This is a genomic window from Flavobacterium sp. GNP011 (assembly GCF_056428925.1).
Window position 1 is genome coordinate 1 of record NZ_JBWJVJ010000019.1, and the last position, 15,389, is coordinate 15,389.

Sequence of the window (15,389 nt, forward strand, 5' to 3'; positions counted from 1 at the left end):
CTGTTCCAGAGGTTATAGTGGCTAGACATATGAATTTAGAAACTTTTGGAATATCCGTAATTACAGATATGGGTGATGCTGAAAGTATTGGGACAATTTCCCATGATGAAGTTCTAGAAGCTGCAAAACAAGCAGAACCTCAGGTGCGTAATTTAATAAAGGAACTGATATTGCAATATTAATTTTTACAAATGTTCAGCAATAGTAGTATAAAAAGCTTCGGGTATGAACGGTTTTGTAATTACATCGTTCATGCCAAAAGACAATAACATTTCTCGATTTTCATCAAGAGATATTGCTGTAAGTGCTATTATTGGTGTGTGATTGTCAAATTTTCTGATTGTCTCAGTAGCTATAGTTCCATTTATTCCGGGTAAGTGAACATCCATTAATATCAAATCAAATTTTGATATTTTTAAAAGTTCAATAGCTTCTTCACCATTATCAATCACTTCACAAATCACTTTTTTGTGAAAAAGCATTTTTGTGGTGATCATTTGGTTGATTTTATTATCTTCAACCAACAATATTTTTTTGTTAATCAGTTTAGTTTCGTAATTAACTTTATTTAAAGGGATTATTGCTAGAGGTTTTTTACCTATTGCAAATTTTAATTGAAATGAAAAGGTAGAACCTTTATCAATAGTGCTTTTAAGATGTATTTGGCCTCCTAAAATAGTTATTAATTTTTTTACAATTGTTAATCCAAGTCCAGTGCCTCCGTATTTTCTATTAACTTCTATTGATCCTTGAGAGAAACTATCGAAAACACTCTCTAGTTTTTCAGTAGCTATTCCAATTCCTGTGTCACTAATTTCAAAATGTAATGTAGCATATTTATCCTCTAGATTTTGAAGTTGTGCTACTACATTTACAACTCCATTTTTTGTAAATTTTAGGGCATTATTGATGAGGTTTAAAATAATTTGAGAGAGTTTTGTTGGGTCTCCTATAAGGTAATCAGGAATGGTATGATCAATATCTAATTTAAAATCATTATGGTTTACTATGGCTAACTCTTTGAGGGAATGTTGAATGTTAACTAAGAGTTGTTTTAGGTTGAACGGGATTTGTTCTATTTCGGTTTTGTTAGATTCTATTTTGTTTATTTCTAAAATTTCATTGATAAACTTAGTCAAGTAATCCCCAGAGAATTTTAGAGATGAAAGGTAATCAATTTGATTTTTTTTTGGGTCTTCTTCAAGGAGTAAATGGGTAATGCCATTAATTGCATTAAGTGGAGTTCTAAGTTCATGACTTACGGTAGAAAGAAACTCAGATCTAGCTTGAGATGCTTTTTCAACTTTATTTTTAGCAATCTCTAACTCTTTGTTTTTGTCCTTTAAGAGTTGGTTTGATTTGGTTCTAATTTTGTTATTTTTGTAAAGTGAAAGACTTAGTAAGGATAATATTGAAATCAGAGCAATAGCAAGTATGCTTATAATTTTTGATATTTTTTTTGATTTTAGTTCCTCTTCTTTTTGAATATTAAATTGATTCAGTTCTTTAAGTCGTTCAGCTTCTTTGAATTTTGTGTAATCATCAATTCCTAATCTTTTATTATTTAGAAAAGTTAGTTTGTCTTTTAGTACTAAGTGTTGTTTTAAATACCTGTATGCTAAATTTTTGTCTAATGTTTTTTCGTAAATAGTACTAAGTGCTAAAACGATAGATGCTTTTAATTCAGTGTTTAGTGTATTTTTATTAGCATAAAGTGCTTTTTTTAGGTAAGCGATTGCTAAGCTGTTTCTATTGTATTGAGATTCTATAATTCCTAATTGATATAAAGCTACTGCTTTTAAATTGTGTAGAGATGAGGCTTCGGGCTTTGAAATCAAAGATTTAAATATAGTCATTGCCTCATGTGTTTTGCCTGTAGACCGATAGATTAGAGCTTTTTGTAGTGTAACTGCTATAACTCCGCTTGTGCTTTTTAAAGTTTCAAATAAGTGTTGAGCTTTGTTTAGATATATCGAAGCTTGTTCATAATTTTCTTTAGCTATGTAGCACAGTCCTATATGAAAATAATTTTCAGCTCTAGCTTTATTGGGAATTTTCGTATAGTTGACAGTAGCGCTTTTTAAAAAGCAGACCAGTGCATCATCGAATTTTTTTAAATCATAAAAAATTTTGCCTAAGTTGTACTCATGAAGAGCTAGTTCACTTTTCTTGTTATTGTTTTTTGCATACTGAATTGCTTTTTGAGTAAAAAACAAAGCATTTCTATAATTATCATCTTGAATATTTTGGTTACTAAGCGTGTAATAAAACGTCAAGCTATCAGTTGTTACTCGGGAATGAGATGCGTCAATGCCACTGAAAAATAATATAGAAAAGAAAAAACATTTCATTAATCATGTTTTTTTGAAAAATTACTATTTAGATGTTAAAAGTATCAGATCAATAATTCTTGATGAATACCCTATTTCATTATCATACCACCCTACTACTTTTACCATTTTATCAATTACAGAGGTAAGTTGTGCATCAAATATACATGAATTTTTATTTCCTATTACATCTACAGATACAATTGGGTCTTCCGTATAATCTAATATTCCTTTTAGATTACTTTCTGAAGCGCGTTTGAAGGCTTGATTAATTTGTTCAATAGTAACGCTTTTCTTTACATTAAAGGTAATATCTGTTAAAGAACCATCCGGAACAGGAACTCTAATACCACATCCACCAATTTTCCCTTCAAATTCTGGGAATATTTTTGTCAAAGCTTTTGCGGCTCCCGTTGTTGTAGGAACTATAGATTGACTTGCACCACGAGCTCTTCTTAAATCTTTATGCGGTTGATCGTGTAAACTTTGATCTGTGGTGTAGGAGTGAATGGTGGTAATGTACGCTTGTTCTATGCCGCAAAGGTCATTGATTACTTTGATCATTGGGGCAGCATTATTTGTAGTACAACTTGCATTTGATATTATTATTTCACTACCATTAAGAATTTCCTCATTAACGCCTAGGACAACTGTTTTAATAGCATCTGTTTCTGAGGGTGCAGATAAAATTACTTTTTTGGCACCAGCCAGAATGTGCGTGTGTAATTCCTCAAAAGTCTTGTATTTTCCTGTTGATTCAATAACATAATCAATGGAACAACTTTTCCAGTCTAGGTTTTTTAAATTTTTTTCGTGAAAAAAAAGAAAATGAGATTCGCCAACTAGTATTCCTTTTTCATCATAGCTCACGGCATGCGGTAACACACCGTGTATGCTATCATATTTTACTAAATGTGCCATTGTTTTTTTGTCGGCAATATCATTTATGGCAACAACTTGAATTGTTGGGTGATTTAAAAGTAAACGGAAAAGATTTCTACCAATTCTTCCAAAACCGTTTATCGCAATTCTTGTTTTCAATATTTTTTGTTTAAAGTTTCAAGTTTTAAATCTTGAAATGAAATTTTGTTTTATTGATATCTTTTTTACAATTTTAAAGAATGTGTTTCTGTGCTTTATAAGACGAACGAATAAGAGGTCCACTTTCTACATGACGAAAACCTAATGACAAACCGTATTCTTCATATTTTGCAAACTGATCAGGAGTTATGAATTCTTTAACAGGTAAATGTTTTTTACTCGGTTGAAGATATTGTCCTATAGTAACTACATCTACATTAGCGTCTCGCAGATCTCTTAAGGTTTGATAAACCTCTTCTTCAAGCTCGCCCAGACCTAACATGATGCCAGATTTAGTTCTATTGATGCCTTTTTCTTTTAAGTAACGCAATACCTCAAGTGTACGATCGTATTTAGCTTGTATGCGGACTTCTCTAGTTAATCGTCTCACTGTTTCTACATTGTGCGAAACAACTTCGGGATTTGCAGCAACTATTCTGTCTAAATGGGTTTCGTTTCCTTGAAAATCAGGAATTAATGTCTCAAGTGTCGTATTTGGATTCATTCTTCGAATAGCTTTTACTGTTTCAATCCAAATGATTGAGCCACCATCTTTCAAATCATCACGATCAACACTTGTGATTACTGCGTGTTTGATATTCATGATCTTTATAGATCTCGCTACTTTTTCTGGTTCTTCCCAGTCTACCGTTTCTGGTCTACCGGTTTTTACACCACAAAAACCGCATGAGCGCGTACAAATATTACCCAAAATCATAAATGTAGCAGTCCCTTCGCCCCAGCATTCTCCCATATTAGGACAACTTCCAGATGTACAAATAGTGTTTAAACTGTATTTGTCAACTAGTCCTCTAAGTTCTGTATATTTTTGTCCAATGGGTAACTTCACTTTTAACCATTTCGGTTTACCAGTACTGTGCACAACCTTGGTTTGGGTTTCTTTTAGTAAATTGTTTTCTACAACGTTTTCCATATCTCAATTTTCTGAATACAAAGATAACTAAAGTTGAATTATAAAAGGGTAAAACCAAATCGTGAATTAGACTTATACAAAGCATAAAATTTTACTTAACATATTTTTTAGAAGATATTGTTTGGGTTGGAAATTATAAAATAATTCTTTGGTATTGTCTTTGTTAGAGTTGATAAAGCATCTCAACGTATAAAAAAAAACTATGTTGATGTGTTTTATTTTTTTTAACATAAATTAGTATCTTTGATTAAAATTAGAAATCATGAAAAATAAATCAATAATTTTAGGAGCTTTGTTTGTTTTGTTGGGGGTGTCAACAGCTAACGCACAAATAAATTTTGGTGAAAAAGCCCTTGGAGCTGTTCAAAAAGGGGTAGCAGGCTTCACTTTTAGTGATGCTGATGCAGCTGCATTATCAAAAGCCGCAGTAGATAAAATGGATGCTGAACATGTTATTACAGGTGCTAAAGATCCATATACTCTTCGATTAAATAAGCTTTTTGGAAAACATAAGACTACAGAAGGAGTTGCACTTAATTATAAAGTATATAAATTAAACGAGGTAAATGCATTTGCTACCGCAGACGGAAGTGTTCGTGTCTATTCTGGTTTAATGGATATTATGGATGACAATGAGTTGCTAGCAGTAATAGGGCATGAAATAGGTCACGTGGTTAATACTGATTCAAGAGATGCAATTAAAGCTGCTTATAAAAAGGAAGCAGCTTTAGGTTTATTAGCATCCCAATCTGATAAAGTTGCAGCTATAACAGACAGTCAATTGGCTAAAGTGGGTAGTCAGATGATTGATAGTAAACACAGTAGAAAACAAGAGTCTGAGGCTGATGAGTTTTCATATAATTTCATGAAAAACAATAGCTATAATGTTAATGCAGTTTCATCAGCCTTTGGTATCTTAGCTAAAATGAGTGAAGGAGCTGAATCTTCTTTCTTGGAGAAAATGATGAGTTCTCATCCTGATCCAAAAGAAAGAGCAGAAAACGCCAAATTAAGAGCAGAAAAAGACGGTTTGTATAAGCCTTATGTGAAGCAAAAGCCAGTTGTTGCAAAAAAAGCACCAGTTAAAAAGAAAAAATAATTTTTGAAACTAAAAAAGGCAGAACCCTATGTTCTGCCTTTTTTTATGTTGGTGTTTTTAGTTCATTTGAACCGTAATTGGCAAGGTGTAGGCGGTACGTACTGCTTTACCGCCAATCATGCCTGGAGTCCACTTGGTTCGTAAAGATTTCAAAACTCTAACCGCTTCTTTTCCTAGTCCGTAACCAGGATCTTTTCTTACTTGAACATCAGTCATGCTTCCATCTCTTTCTATTACAAAAGAAACAAAGATTTTAACTGTTCCATTGAGTTCAGTTTCTTGTTTTTCAAAATTATTTCCCACATATGTGTAAAACTTGTTGATACCTCCTGGAAATTCTGGAAGTTTATCTAGTGCTACACTGTTTATTATTGTGTTTCCTGTATCGGGTGTCTCTACTGTGCTTTGAACAGTTGTGCTAGGACTAGCATTAACAGCCACAGTGCCTGAACCGTCAGATGAAGTTGTGTTAACAACCGTTTGATCAGTATTTTTAGCAATATTTTGTTCCGCTTGATCTGTAGAAACAATAACAGGATTTATTAATGCCTTACTTTTTACTGGATTAACGGGACTTTTTGTTTTAAGAATTGGTAATGCTTTTTTAGGTTGTGTTTTGTTTTGGTAAACATCGGTTATTTTGACAATTGTTTTCGTAAAATCTGGCTCAATAGGAGTGAAGTCTGTCTCAGGATTAAAAATAGAAACAAGTGTAGGAATGCTTATGGCGCCCACCAATAATGTTACTCCCATGAAAAGTGCTGTAAGTGACGTTTTTGTACTCTCTTGACGAAGTTTGTACGCACCATACTCTTTATTTCTGTTTTGAAAAACAAGTTCAATCCAGCCGGTCTCGTAAATGCTTAATTTAGACATAATTTGTGGTTTTTATGGTTAAGTACATTTACATCATAAGCAAGTGTGTTTTTTATTAATAACGTGTCTATTGTGTTATTATTGTGATTAATTTTTAAATTTTAAAAAAAATTTATTGAATTATATTTTAGTATTTAACTAAATTAATTTTATTAAAATACTGCGCAAAAAAAAGCGCATCTCTGTATCAGGATGCGCTTGTATTTTTCAAAAAGAATTACTTAGAATGCATATTTAAAACCTATTTGTATTTGAAATGGATTACCGGATAAAGCAGGTAAACCCGCATTATTAACACGATAGTTAAATTGTTGTCTAGTACTATCAAAACCTGGAACTGCGGGATTACCGCCTGTTGCAGGTGTTCCTAGTGCATAAAGAGATTGTGTATTCAATGATTTATTAACTCCCCATTCTTTGTTAAGTAAATTAGCAACATTAAAAATATCTACAGTGAATTCTATAAATTGCTTTTTTGGAATACTAATTTTTTTGTTAATTCTAATATCAACAAGACCATAAAACTCATTTATACCACCGTTACGCTCTGCAATTTTACCAGAGTAAGCGTTGATATAATTTTTTAAGCTTGAACTTGCTGCAGGATTATCTAAAATAGTTTGCAAACCAGTTTTGATATTTTGCGGAACGGTTGGGCTGTTGATGTCAAAAATGTACGCTAAATCATTTGAAGCAGTTACAAAATCTCCATTTGTATTTCCTCCGGATAATAAACTATATCGTGTTCCTCCTATTCCAGAATAACGAACTCCTACACTAAAACCGTAAAAAGTGGGTAATGATCCGTAAAACACCACCTTGTGTCGAAAATGATTATCAGAATATGTCATTTTACTTAAATTTCTAGGATCATCCTCTACTGGTAATACAAGCGTTGCTGTGTTAGCCACATTTCCGTTAAAAGATGTGTTGTCTTTGGTGTCATTTAGGGTGTAACTAGCCGTAATTTCTCCATCCTTAAAATATTTGTAAGTAGCATCAACAACTAGCGCAAATTGATTTACTTTTCCTTTACTGTTAAGTTCTAAAACTCTCCCTAATTTATTACTTATTCTACCTTGCATCCAGTCTGCAGCTCCATTTGCAGGTATTGAACTTGCTGGAACAAATACGCCGCGATTTCCTTCGTTTGCCAAATTAAAAAACGGATTACTAACCATATTTCTATCTACATACACATAATTATTTCGTCCTAGAGTTGCATAACCAGCAATTCCCATTTTTAAATGATCTGTAAAAAAATGTGTGTAAGATACATTAGCTTTATAAACCACAGGTACTTTAGCATCGGTACCAGTATAATTTATAGTTGGTAATTGAAAAGCATCTAGCGTAGGAATGCTAGAAAAGTTGTTTCGGTAACCAGTGAAGTTAGGAATAGGAACATTGGGTGCTCTAACATCTACAGTTGCAGTTTTTTTTCCATCAAAATATAAATTGTTAATGATGGCATAGTTATTTAAATCTGATGCAAAAATCCCTGCTCCTGCGCGTATGTAATCTTTGTGGTTTTCATTTAAATCCCATGTCAATTGCACCCTTGGCTGTAAAATAGCCGATTGTAATTTGTTATCGGTTCTAATGCCTAATTCATCAAAAACCAATTGGTTGAAAGTTGCAGTTGGATACTTTGCATAATCAAAACGTAATCCTAAAGTTAGGTCAACACCCAGTGCTACTTTTGTTTGTAATTGTCCATATATTCCAGCATTTAATATATTCGAATTAACAGTAGGATCAGCCACTAATGGTACTTCTCTAAAGTAACGATAAGGAGTACCATTGTCAAAATTTGCAACGCTATTAAAATGAAAACGACCGTTTACTTCGCTACCATACACTGATTTTGAATTGGTTTGCATGATATCAAATCCAAAAGTGTATTTTATTTTATCTGTATTGTAATACAGATTATCTACAATTTGAAAAACATTATTGGTGAATTTTTCTTGTGCAAATCGGTGTCCTCCTATTTGAATATTGGTAGTCCTCACAGCACCATTAATTGTGGAGGCTACATTTTCTACAATGACTCTAGGGATGTTATAAGAAGGCAATTGATCACCAGGATTACTGTCTTGAAAAGTGTAAAGATGTTGCACTTTTAATTCGTTTGTGATTTTAGGATTTACAGTTGTTCTCAATGAAGCTAAAATACTGTTATCAATATTATAATCATCACCAAAAGACTCATATAAATTAATTGCTGTATTGTCTTGCAATCCCAGTTTATTGTCATCAAACGTAAAGTTATTTCGAATGGTAATCAGGTTTTTACTGTTTAATTGCCAGTCAAGACGAGCAAATGCTGCATCTGAATTTCTTTTTTTGTCAAATGATCCATATTGAGGTGAACTTGAAACGCCGTATTTATTTCTGGCAATGGTTACAAAGTTATCCAGCGTTGCTCTAGTTACATTAAACCTAAGTTCATCCTCTGGTGATTGAACATCAGCAATGACCAATGGTCTTGAATCTTGTTGATGATCCCAAGCTACAAAAAAGTGTAGTTTGTCTTTGATAATAGGTCCGCCCAAGGTAAAACCATATTGAGTCGTTGTAAAATCATTTTGACGTCTGTTTCCTCTAATGTCATAAGCACTAGAAAGCCAATCTGCTCTATTGTAAGCAAACATACTTCCAGAAAAATCATTTGTTCCAGACTTAGTAACAGCACTTACAGTTCCACCACCACTACGACCATAGCCTACATCATATTGATTTGTGACTACTTTAAATTCTCTTACAGCCTCAATAGAGATGGAGTAGGGTGCGCCACTTCTGCTAGTGGTAGCTCCTGCCGAAGTTGGGTTTTTTGCATTCATACCATCTAATGTATAATTAGTAGACGATGCTAATTGTCCCGAGATGTTTCCGCCACGTGTTAATGGAGACAAATCCATTAAGTTAGTAAAATTTCTTCCGTTTACGGGTAAAGAATTAATGAGTTTGGCTGTAATAGCTGTTGCTGCACCTAGATTTCCTGTTTTATTTTTTAATCCTCGGCCTACCACTTCTACCACCTCTAGGGTTTGCATATCGGTTTGCATTTCAATGTTAATTGTAATTAAATCACCTTGATTAAGCGTGTATCCAGATCGTTGTTGTTCTCCATATCCAGATGTTTTTACAGTAATAGTGTAAGGACCGCCTAGAGGCAATTCTTTAAAAGTATAAACCCCTTTAAAGTTAGTAAGTGTAGTAGTTTTAAATCCAGTAGATTCATTTTTTAGGGTAACATTTGCTTCTTTTATAGTCTCATTATTTGTGCCTGATATGGTTCCAGAAATAGAGGCTTGTGTGGTTTGTGCATGACTTTTAGTGCTTATAACGATAATCCAAAGCATCGTAAATAAGAACATTTTAAGATTTTTCATGAGTTTAGTGTTTAGTTTCATGCCTGCAAAGGAATCTAGAAATGGAAAAAAAGGTGTTACATTAATACTATTAGAAAAATAATTTTTTGTAACCAAAGTTTTGATTTTCGCCCTTTTTTAGTGCTTATTTCTATTTTTAGGTAAGCTTTATGAAACATTGCATCATAAAAAGTAGCTTTAATTTAGTTTATTCGTAATGATTAGTTAATGGTATTTGACGAGTTTAAATATAATTTTATGAAAAATATATAAGGTATTTATGAAAGCAAAAATGATAACTATTGCGACTGCATTGTCGCTATTTTTTTTAAGTTGTAGTTCAAATAAATTTATTGTTTGCGGCCACAGAGGTGCAATGGGACATGAAACTGAAAATACAATAGCCTCCATAAAAAAAGGAATTGATCTCAAAGCTGATATGCTTGAGATAGATGTGTTTAAAATAAAAACAGGTGAAATTGTAGTTTTTCACGATGATGATTTAGACCGATTGACAAATGCTAAAGGAAAGATTGAGAGTTACACTTTTGACGAACTGAGAAAAGTACTTGTTGCTGGAAAACATCAAATTCCAACTCTTGAGGAGGTCATTACAACTATGAATAGAAAAGCAGTACTCAACATAGAATTGAAAGGAGAAAATACGGCGGCAGATACCTACGCCATTATGGAAAACTTTAAAAAGCGTGGCTGGAGCAATAAAGATTTTTTTGTATCTAGTTTTAAAGTAAATGAATTAAGAAAAATGAGAAGTTTGAGTAAAGACGTAGCTATTGGATTACTGACTTACAAAGATCCTATTGAAACTGTGATTCAGTTAGGAAAAGAATTAAATGCGCAAGCAATAAACCCTTATTTTAAAACCTTGACGCCAGAAAATGTTGCGATCATGAAAACTAATAATTTCAAGATTCTTCCTTGGACAGCAAACGAGCCTGCTGATATCAAGATGCTACAAGATTTAAAAGTAAGTGGAATCATTACTGATTTTCCCGAAAGGATTGTACGTTAAACTGAGATTTATAAATGTAAAAGAAAGTCTGTTTTTTCAGACTTTTTTTTGTGCCCATTCAAAACAGATAAAGGAATTATTTTTTCTGAATTATTTCGGCTAGTAACTTCTTGGCACGTAAAAGTTTAATTTTTACATTACTTAGTGGTTCATTCATTTTTAAAGCTATTTCTTGATAGCTCATTTCTTGAAAATAACGCAGCTGAATTACCTCTTGGTAATGAGGTTTTAATTCTTTAATGCATTGTAATAAACTGGATAAGTTTTGTTCAGTGATCAATACATCCTCAGCAGACGGTGTAGTGTCAGCAATATTGTAAGCTTGATGATTTTCGTCTTCTGTAATTTCAACAAAAAGACTTAGTTTTTTCTTTCGTAATAAATCAATATGTACATTTTTTGCAATAGCTATTAACCAAGTATTGAATTGAAATTCAGTATTATAAGTGGTTAATTTGTCAAATGCTTTAGAAAAAGTTTCAATGGTAATGTCCTCGGCTGTAGTTTCATTTTCGGTTCTTTTTAGCATGAACCCATACACCTCATTCCAGTAGTGATTCAATAGAAAAGTAAAGGCAACTTGATCACCTTGTTTTGCTTTTTCTATTTGATTGTTTATTTCCACTGTGCTGGTTTTGAGAATAGATTAATGATAAAGATATTGATTTGTATCAAGATTAAGACAATTTCAACAATTGGAAACCAAAATTTTAAATCATGCTCATCAAGTTTCCTTGCAGATGAACCTATCATAATCCATGCCACGAGATAACGAAAGGCTATTAAACTGGTAACAATAATCCATTCAAATTGAAACGCCAGCAAAACAGCAGGTACAAGTAAAAATAATAATTGAGAACTATAAAAAACACCTAATTGAAATTGATCAAAAAAAGTATAATGGTTAGCAGTTGCAACATGTCTTCTTTTTTGTGATACCCAATCATTAAAGGAAGTTTTAGGTTTAGAAAGCGTAAAACTATCTGGCTCAAAAGCTATTGTAGTATTTTTTGCTGTTGCAGCTTGATTTACAAATAGATCATCATCTCCTGAACGAATGCGCATGTGCTCAATAAATCCGTTTACTTTAAAGAATTCGTCTTTTTTATAAGCTAAATTTCTACCAACTCCCATGTACGGCTTTCCTAACTTGGCCCATGAAAAATATTGAACCGCTGTTAATAATGTTTCATATCGAATTATTTTATTCAAAAAGGAATTTGTAATTCGTTCGTATTTACCATAACCCAAAACGATAGTTTTTTGCATGGTGAATTGTGCGGTCATGGTAGCTATCCAGTTTGTTGAGGTAGGGTAACAATCTGCATCTGTAAATAATAAATAGTCTTTTGATGCTGCTTTAATACCTAACGTTAAAGCGTATTTTTTATTTCCCCAAAAAGCCTCATTATTTTCTACTTTTACAAGTCGAATGTTTGAATATTGCTTTTCAAATTCTTCAAAAATATCTAGTGTTTTATCACTTGATGCATCATCAATTAGAACTATTTCAAAGTCAGGGTATTCTTGTGCTGCTAATAAGGGTATAAATTGCGCTACGTTTTCTTCTTCATTTTTAGCACAAACTATTACAGATACTGGAATTTTTTTTGGAGTACTCTTTTGATCTTTGGCGAAAGCAAAAACCCTAAAAACCCCTAAATAATAGAGTATTTGAACGGCTACAATAAAAATAAAAAAGTAAAATAGTAATATAAGCATTTGTGTTTTATGAGTATTAATATTCGTTACAAGGCGTGTATAAATAAGGCTGCAAAGGTATGAATAGAATCTCTAAATGTTAAATACTAATTGTAATTTTCCAAAGAAATTAAATAGGACATTTTTTCATTTCAGTTGCAGTTGCAATGGCTTGTGGAGTATTTACTTTTTCTAACGCTTCAATAATGTTTTGATAATTTTTTTGGTCTCTATTTTGAGACATTTTCTTAGTAGCATTAATTTCTGTAATTTCAATCTCAAAGGCTACAATTCCCTTTGCTTGTCGCATTGTTTTTGCTGATAAATCTTCAATACGAATTGGGTTTTCTGAACCTTTTTCGTATTTATCTACTAACCTTTTTAAGGATTCTACAGCTGCTTCGTGATCAATTATTTTGATTTTCCCATGTATTTGAACTGCAATATAATTCCAAGTTGGCACATTTTCATGATCGTACCATGAAGAAGATATGTAACTGTGAGGTCCTGAAAATACTGCTAAAACTTCGTCATTTTCTAAAAATCCTTTCCATTGTGGATTTTCTTTAGACAGATGTCCGCATAAAATTTCTTTTCCTTCACTGTTAGTTTCTAGTTCTAATGGAATATGAGTAGCACACAGTTTACTATTAGACTGATTGATGAGTATACCAAAACTGTTTTCGTAAAGAAATTTTTTTATTTCTGCTGCATTTTCGTTTCTGTAAATATCAGGAATATACATGGATTGATTTTATTTTATAGTTGATACTAATAAAGGAATTCGTGTATCATATAATGTTAACTTCTGCTTCAATACGAATTCCAAAAAGTTTAAACACGGCATCTTGAATTTCATGCGCTACATTTAATATTTCTTTTCCGCTAGCATTGCCATAATTTACAAGAACTAAAGCCTGGTTTTTATGTACACCCGCATCACCAAAACGTTTGCCTTTAAAACCTGCTTGCTCAATCAGCCAACCCGCGGGAACTTTAACCTCAGTATCTGAAATTTCATAGAATTTCATTTCAGGAAAGCGTTGGTGTATTTTTTCAAAATCAGATTTTAAAACTATTGGGTTTTTAAAAAAACTACCGCTGTTGCCCAATTCTTTAGGGTCGGGTAGTTTACTTTTTCGGATCGTAATAACAGCATTACTAACGTCTACAAGAGTAGGATTTGTGATATTTTTTTTGTCTAATTCACCTGAAATATCTCCATATGAAATGTTTATTTTATGGTTTTTCTTGGTGAGTTTAAAAACTACGGATGTAATTACGAATTGATTTTTCACCTCATGTTTAAAAATACTTTCTCGGTAACCAAAGTTACATTCATCCTTAGTGAACGTTTTAATTTCTTGGTTTTCAATGTTCATTGCTTCACAATAAGCAAAAGTATCTTTTATTTCGGCACCATAAGCCCCAATATTCTGAACAGGAGTTGTGCCTACATTACCAGGAATAAGGGACATGTTTTCTAATCCTCCAAAATCTTGATTAATAGTCCATAATACAAATTCATGCCAGTTTTCACCTGCTTGACTTTCAACCCACACAAAGTCATCATTTTCTTTGATGATTTTTTTGCCTTTTAAATCCACATGTATTACCAGAGCGTCAATATCTTGTGTTAGTAGCATGTTGCTGCCTCCACCTAAAATAAATAATTCAGTATTTTGATTCTGGTTTAATACTATTGCTAATTCTGCTACAGTATGTACAGCTATAAATTTTTTTGCGAAAGCATCAATGCCAAAAGTGTTGTGTTTTTTTAGTGAAAAGTGGGGAAGTATGTTCATGATGATATGCTTTTTTCAATGTTGTAAACGGTTCAAATGTACTATTAATTTGAAGTTATGGGTTTGCTGCGAATGATTATTTATCTAATTCAAATCATTTTTTTATTCATTAAATCTTGGTATTTATCTGCAATTTCCTTCATATTTATTTTGTAATTAGCTTTTTGAAAGCAATAATTGTAATTATTAACAGTTGCAGTTTCAATTGTATTCTTGTTTTTTATGGTCCATAAAATCTCTTGTGCAAGTTTGTTATAATCACCCACAGGTACAAGTTGTCCATTTTTTTTATGTTTAATATAGCTTTTATTTCCAGGAATATCACTTACAATAGGATAGCAACGTGTAGCCATTGCTTCAAAAAGTGATGCCGAAACCCCCTCAGTTACTGGCATGCTAATATACAGATTTGCTTTATCAAGGTAGTTAGGTAACTGTGTATTTAAAATTCTTCCCGTAAAATGAACTTTTGATGAAATATGTAAATCTTGCGCTAGTTTTTTTAAATTAAAAAGTTCTTTGCCGTCACCTACAATTGTTAGTTGAAAATCTATTTTGTTACTTTCAAGAATTCCAAAGGCTTTTAATATTACTTCATGATGATATTCAGGAGATAAGGAACGGGTGACAATAGCATTTATTCCTTCTGAAAAAGTTTTGTTAGGACAGTTAAATTTTTGGAAGTCAATACCCTTTGGTAAAACCAAAACTTTACTCATGTTAACATTTGCTTTTTGCATGGAATGTGACATTACAGGACCCCAAGCATGAATTAATGTAGCATTTTTAAAAGCATATTGCTGCATTCTTTTTTTTAAAGGATATAGAATGGAATTTCTTGGCCATAAATCAGTATGTCCTTGTTGCGCAATTGCTACGGGTTTAATCCCACATAAAACTGCAAGAAAGCCATAACTTGTAGTTCTTTCTGCAATGATCATATTTGGTTTTTCAACCCGAATAATTTTTTTAATCTGGTGTAATGCTGTGGTGTATTCTAACAGTCGTAAAATTCTATTTTTTAAATTATTACTTGGTTTTTGTAACTCCCAAGTTATGATTTTAAAACCACCAAATTCCTCCAACCCATTAATCCAAGTGATGGCATCTGCACGGTAGGTTTCTCCTAAAAAAAGAATTTTTCGTTGTTTCAC

13 protein-coding genes are annotated in these 15,389 nt (G+C 32.4%); 3 read left to right on the forward strand and 10 right to left on the reverse strand.

Features of this window, described 5'->3' with window-relative positions:
• Positions 1-182, forward strand: a 182-nt coding sequence (locus tag AC061E_RS13870) for a phosphorylase family protein (protein WP_478286776.1), incomplete at its 5' end; no start/stop codon positions are given.
• Between the two features lie 3 nt (positions 183-185).
• Here AC061E_RS13870 and AC061E_RS13875 read toward each other — a convergent pair.
• From AC061E_RS13875 to lipA, 3 genes are all read right to left on the reverse strand, one after another.
• Positions 186-2,351 (reverse strand): tetratricopeptide repeat-containing hybrid sensor histidine kinase/response regulator, encoded by a 2,166-nt coding sequence (locus AC061E_RS13875; protein ID WP_478286777.1) that lies wholly within the window; start codon positions 2,349-2,351, stop codon positions 186-188.
• A 24-nt stretch (positions 2,352-2,375) separates the two neighbouring features.
• Positions 2,376-3,371 (reverse strand): type I glyceraldehyde-3-phosphate dehydrogenase, encoded by a 996-nt coding sequence (gene gap, locus AC061E_RS13880; protein ID WP_478286778.1) that lies wholly within the window; start codon positions 3,369-3,371, stop codon positions 2,376-2,378.
• Between the two features lie 73 nt (positions 3,372-3,444).
• A complete protein-coding gene (gene lipA, locus AC061E_RS13885; RefSeq protein ID WP_478286779.1) occupies positions 3,445-4,344 on the reverse strand; it encodes a lipoyl synthase in 900 nt (299 codons plus the stop codon).
• Between the two features lie 262 nt (positions 4,345-4,606).
• Here lipA and AC061E_RS13890 point away from each other — a divergent pair, with 262 nt between their 5' ends.
• Entirely contained in the window at positions 4,607-5,443 is an 837-nt protein-coding gene (locus AC061E_RS13890) for a M48 family metalloprotease (protein WP_478286780.1), read from the forward strand.
• Between the two features lie 57 nt (positions 5,444-5,500).
• On the opposite strand, the gene AC061E_RS13895 is transcribed toward AC061E_RS13890, so the two are convergent.
• Both AC061E_RS13895 and AC061E_RS13900 read right to left on the reverse strand, forming a co-directional pair.
• Positions 5,501-6,319, reverse strand: coding sequence for an energy transducer TonB (locus AC061E_RS13895; protein WP_478286781.1), 819 nt, complete (start codon positions 6,317-6,319; stop codon positions 5,501-5,503).
• Between the two features lie 221 nt (positions 6,320-6,540).
• Positions 6,541-9,717 (reverse strand): TonB-dependent receptor, encoded by a 3,177-nt coding sequence (locus AC061E_RS13900; RefSeq protein WP_478286782.1) that lies wholly within the window; start codon positions 9,715-9,717, stop codon positions 6,541-6,543.
• Positions 9,718-9,976: 259 nt separating this feature from the next.
• Between AC061E_RS13900 and AC061E_RS13905 the strand changes: the two genes are divergently transcribed.
• Positions 9,977-10,729: a glycerophosphodiester phosphodiesterase gene (locus AC061E_RS13905; RefSeq protein WP_478286783.1), complete on the forward strand. Its 753-nt coding sequence runs from the start codon at positions 9,977-9,979 to the stop codon at positions 10,727-10,729.
• 76 nt (positions 10,730-10,805) lie between these two features.
• Here the strand turns inward: AC061E_RS13905 and AC061E_RS13910 are convergent, their stop codons facing one another.
• The 5 genes from AC061E_RS13910 to AC061E_RS13930 form a co-directional block, all read right to left on the reverse strand.
• Positions 10,806-11,354 carry an RNA polymerase sigma factor gene (locus tag AC061E_RS13910; RefSeq protein WP_478286784.1) on the reverse strand — a complete coding sequence of 183 codons (549 nt, stop codon included), beginning with the start codon at positions 11,352-11,354 and terminating at the stop codon, positions 10,806-10,808.
• The gene (locus AC061E_RS13915) at positions 11,345-12,451 is read right to left on the reverse strand and encodes a glycosyltransferase (RefSeq protein WP_478286785.1); all 1,107 of its coding nucleotides are present in this window, start codon (positions 12,449-12,451) and stop codon (positions 11,345-11,347) included. The genes AC061E_RS13910 and AC061E_RS13915 overlap by 10 nt, the downstream gene beginning before the upstream one ends.
• Before the next feature lie 109 nt (positions 12,452-12,560).
• Complete coding sequence (locus tag AC061E_RS13920) at positions 12,561-13,175, reverse strand: FMN-binding negative transcriptional regulator (RefSeq protein WP_478286786.1); 615 nt, start codon at positions 13,173-13,175, stop codon at positions 12,561-12,563.
• A 46-nt stretch (positions 13,176-13,221) separates the two neighbouring features.
• On the reverse strand, positions 13,222-14,235 hold the full coding sequence (murB, locus tag AC061E_RS13925; protein ID WP_478286787.1) for a UDP-N-acetylmuramate dehydrogenase: 1,014 nt from the start codon (positions 14,233-14,235) through the stop codon (positions 13,222-13,224).
• 89 nt (positions 14,236-14,324) lie between these two features.
• On the reverse strand, positions 14,325-15,389 hold the full coding sequence (locus AC061E_RS13930) for a glycosyltransferase (protein WP_478286788.1): 1,065 nt from the start codon (positions 15,387-15,389) through the stop codon (positions 14,325-14,327).

Coding starts and splice junctions, on each gene's coding strand:
- AC061E_RS13875 (WP_478286777.1), bottom strand. CDS start 2,351: ATGAAATGTTTTTTCTTTTCTATATTATTTTTCAGTGGCATTGACGCA.
- lipA (WP_478286779.1), bottom strand. CDS start 4,344: ATGGAAAACGTTGTAGAAAACAATTTACTAAAAGAAACCCAAACCAAG.
- AC061E_RS13890 (WP_478286780.1), top strand. CDS start 4,607: ATGAAAAATAAATCAATAATTTTAGGAGCTTTGTTTGTTTTGTTGGGG.
- AC061E_RS13895 (WP_478286781.1), bottom strand. CDS start 6,319: ATGTCTAAATTAAGCATTTACGAGACCGGCTGGATTGAACTTGTTTTT.
- AC061E_RS13900 (WP_478286782.1), bottom strand. CDS start 9,717: ATGAAAAATCTTAAAATGTTCTTATTTACGATGCTTTGGATTATCGTT.
- AC061E_RS13905 (WP_478286783.1), top strand. CDS start 9,977: ATGAAAGCAAAAATGATAACTATTGCGACTGCATTGTCGCTATTTTTT.
- AC061E_RS13915 (WP_478286785.1), bottom strand. CDS start 12,451: ATGCTTATATTACTATTTTACTTTTTTATTTTTATTGTAGCCGTTCAA.
- AC061E_RS13920 (WP_478286786.1), bottom strand. CDS start 13,175: ATGTATATTCCTGATATTTACAGAAACGAAAATGCAGCAGAAATAAAA.
- murB (WP_478286787.1), bottom strand. CDS start 14,235: ATGAACATACTTCCCCACTTTTCACTAAAAAAACACAACACTTTTGGC.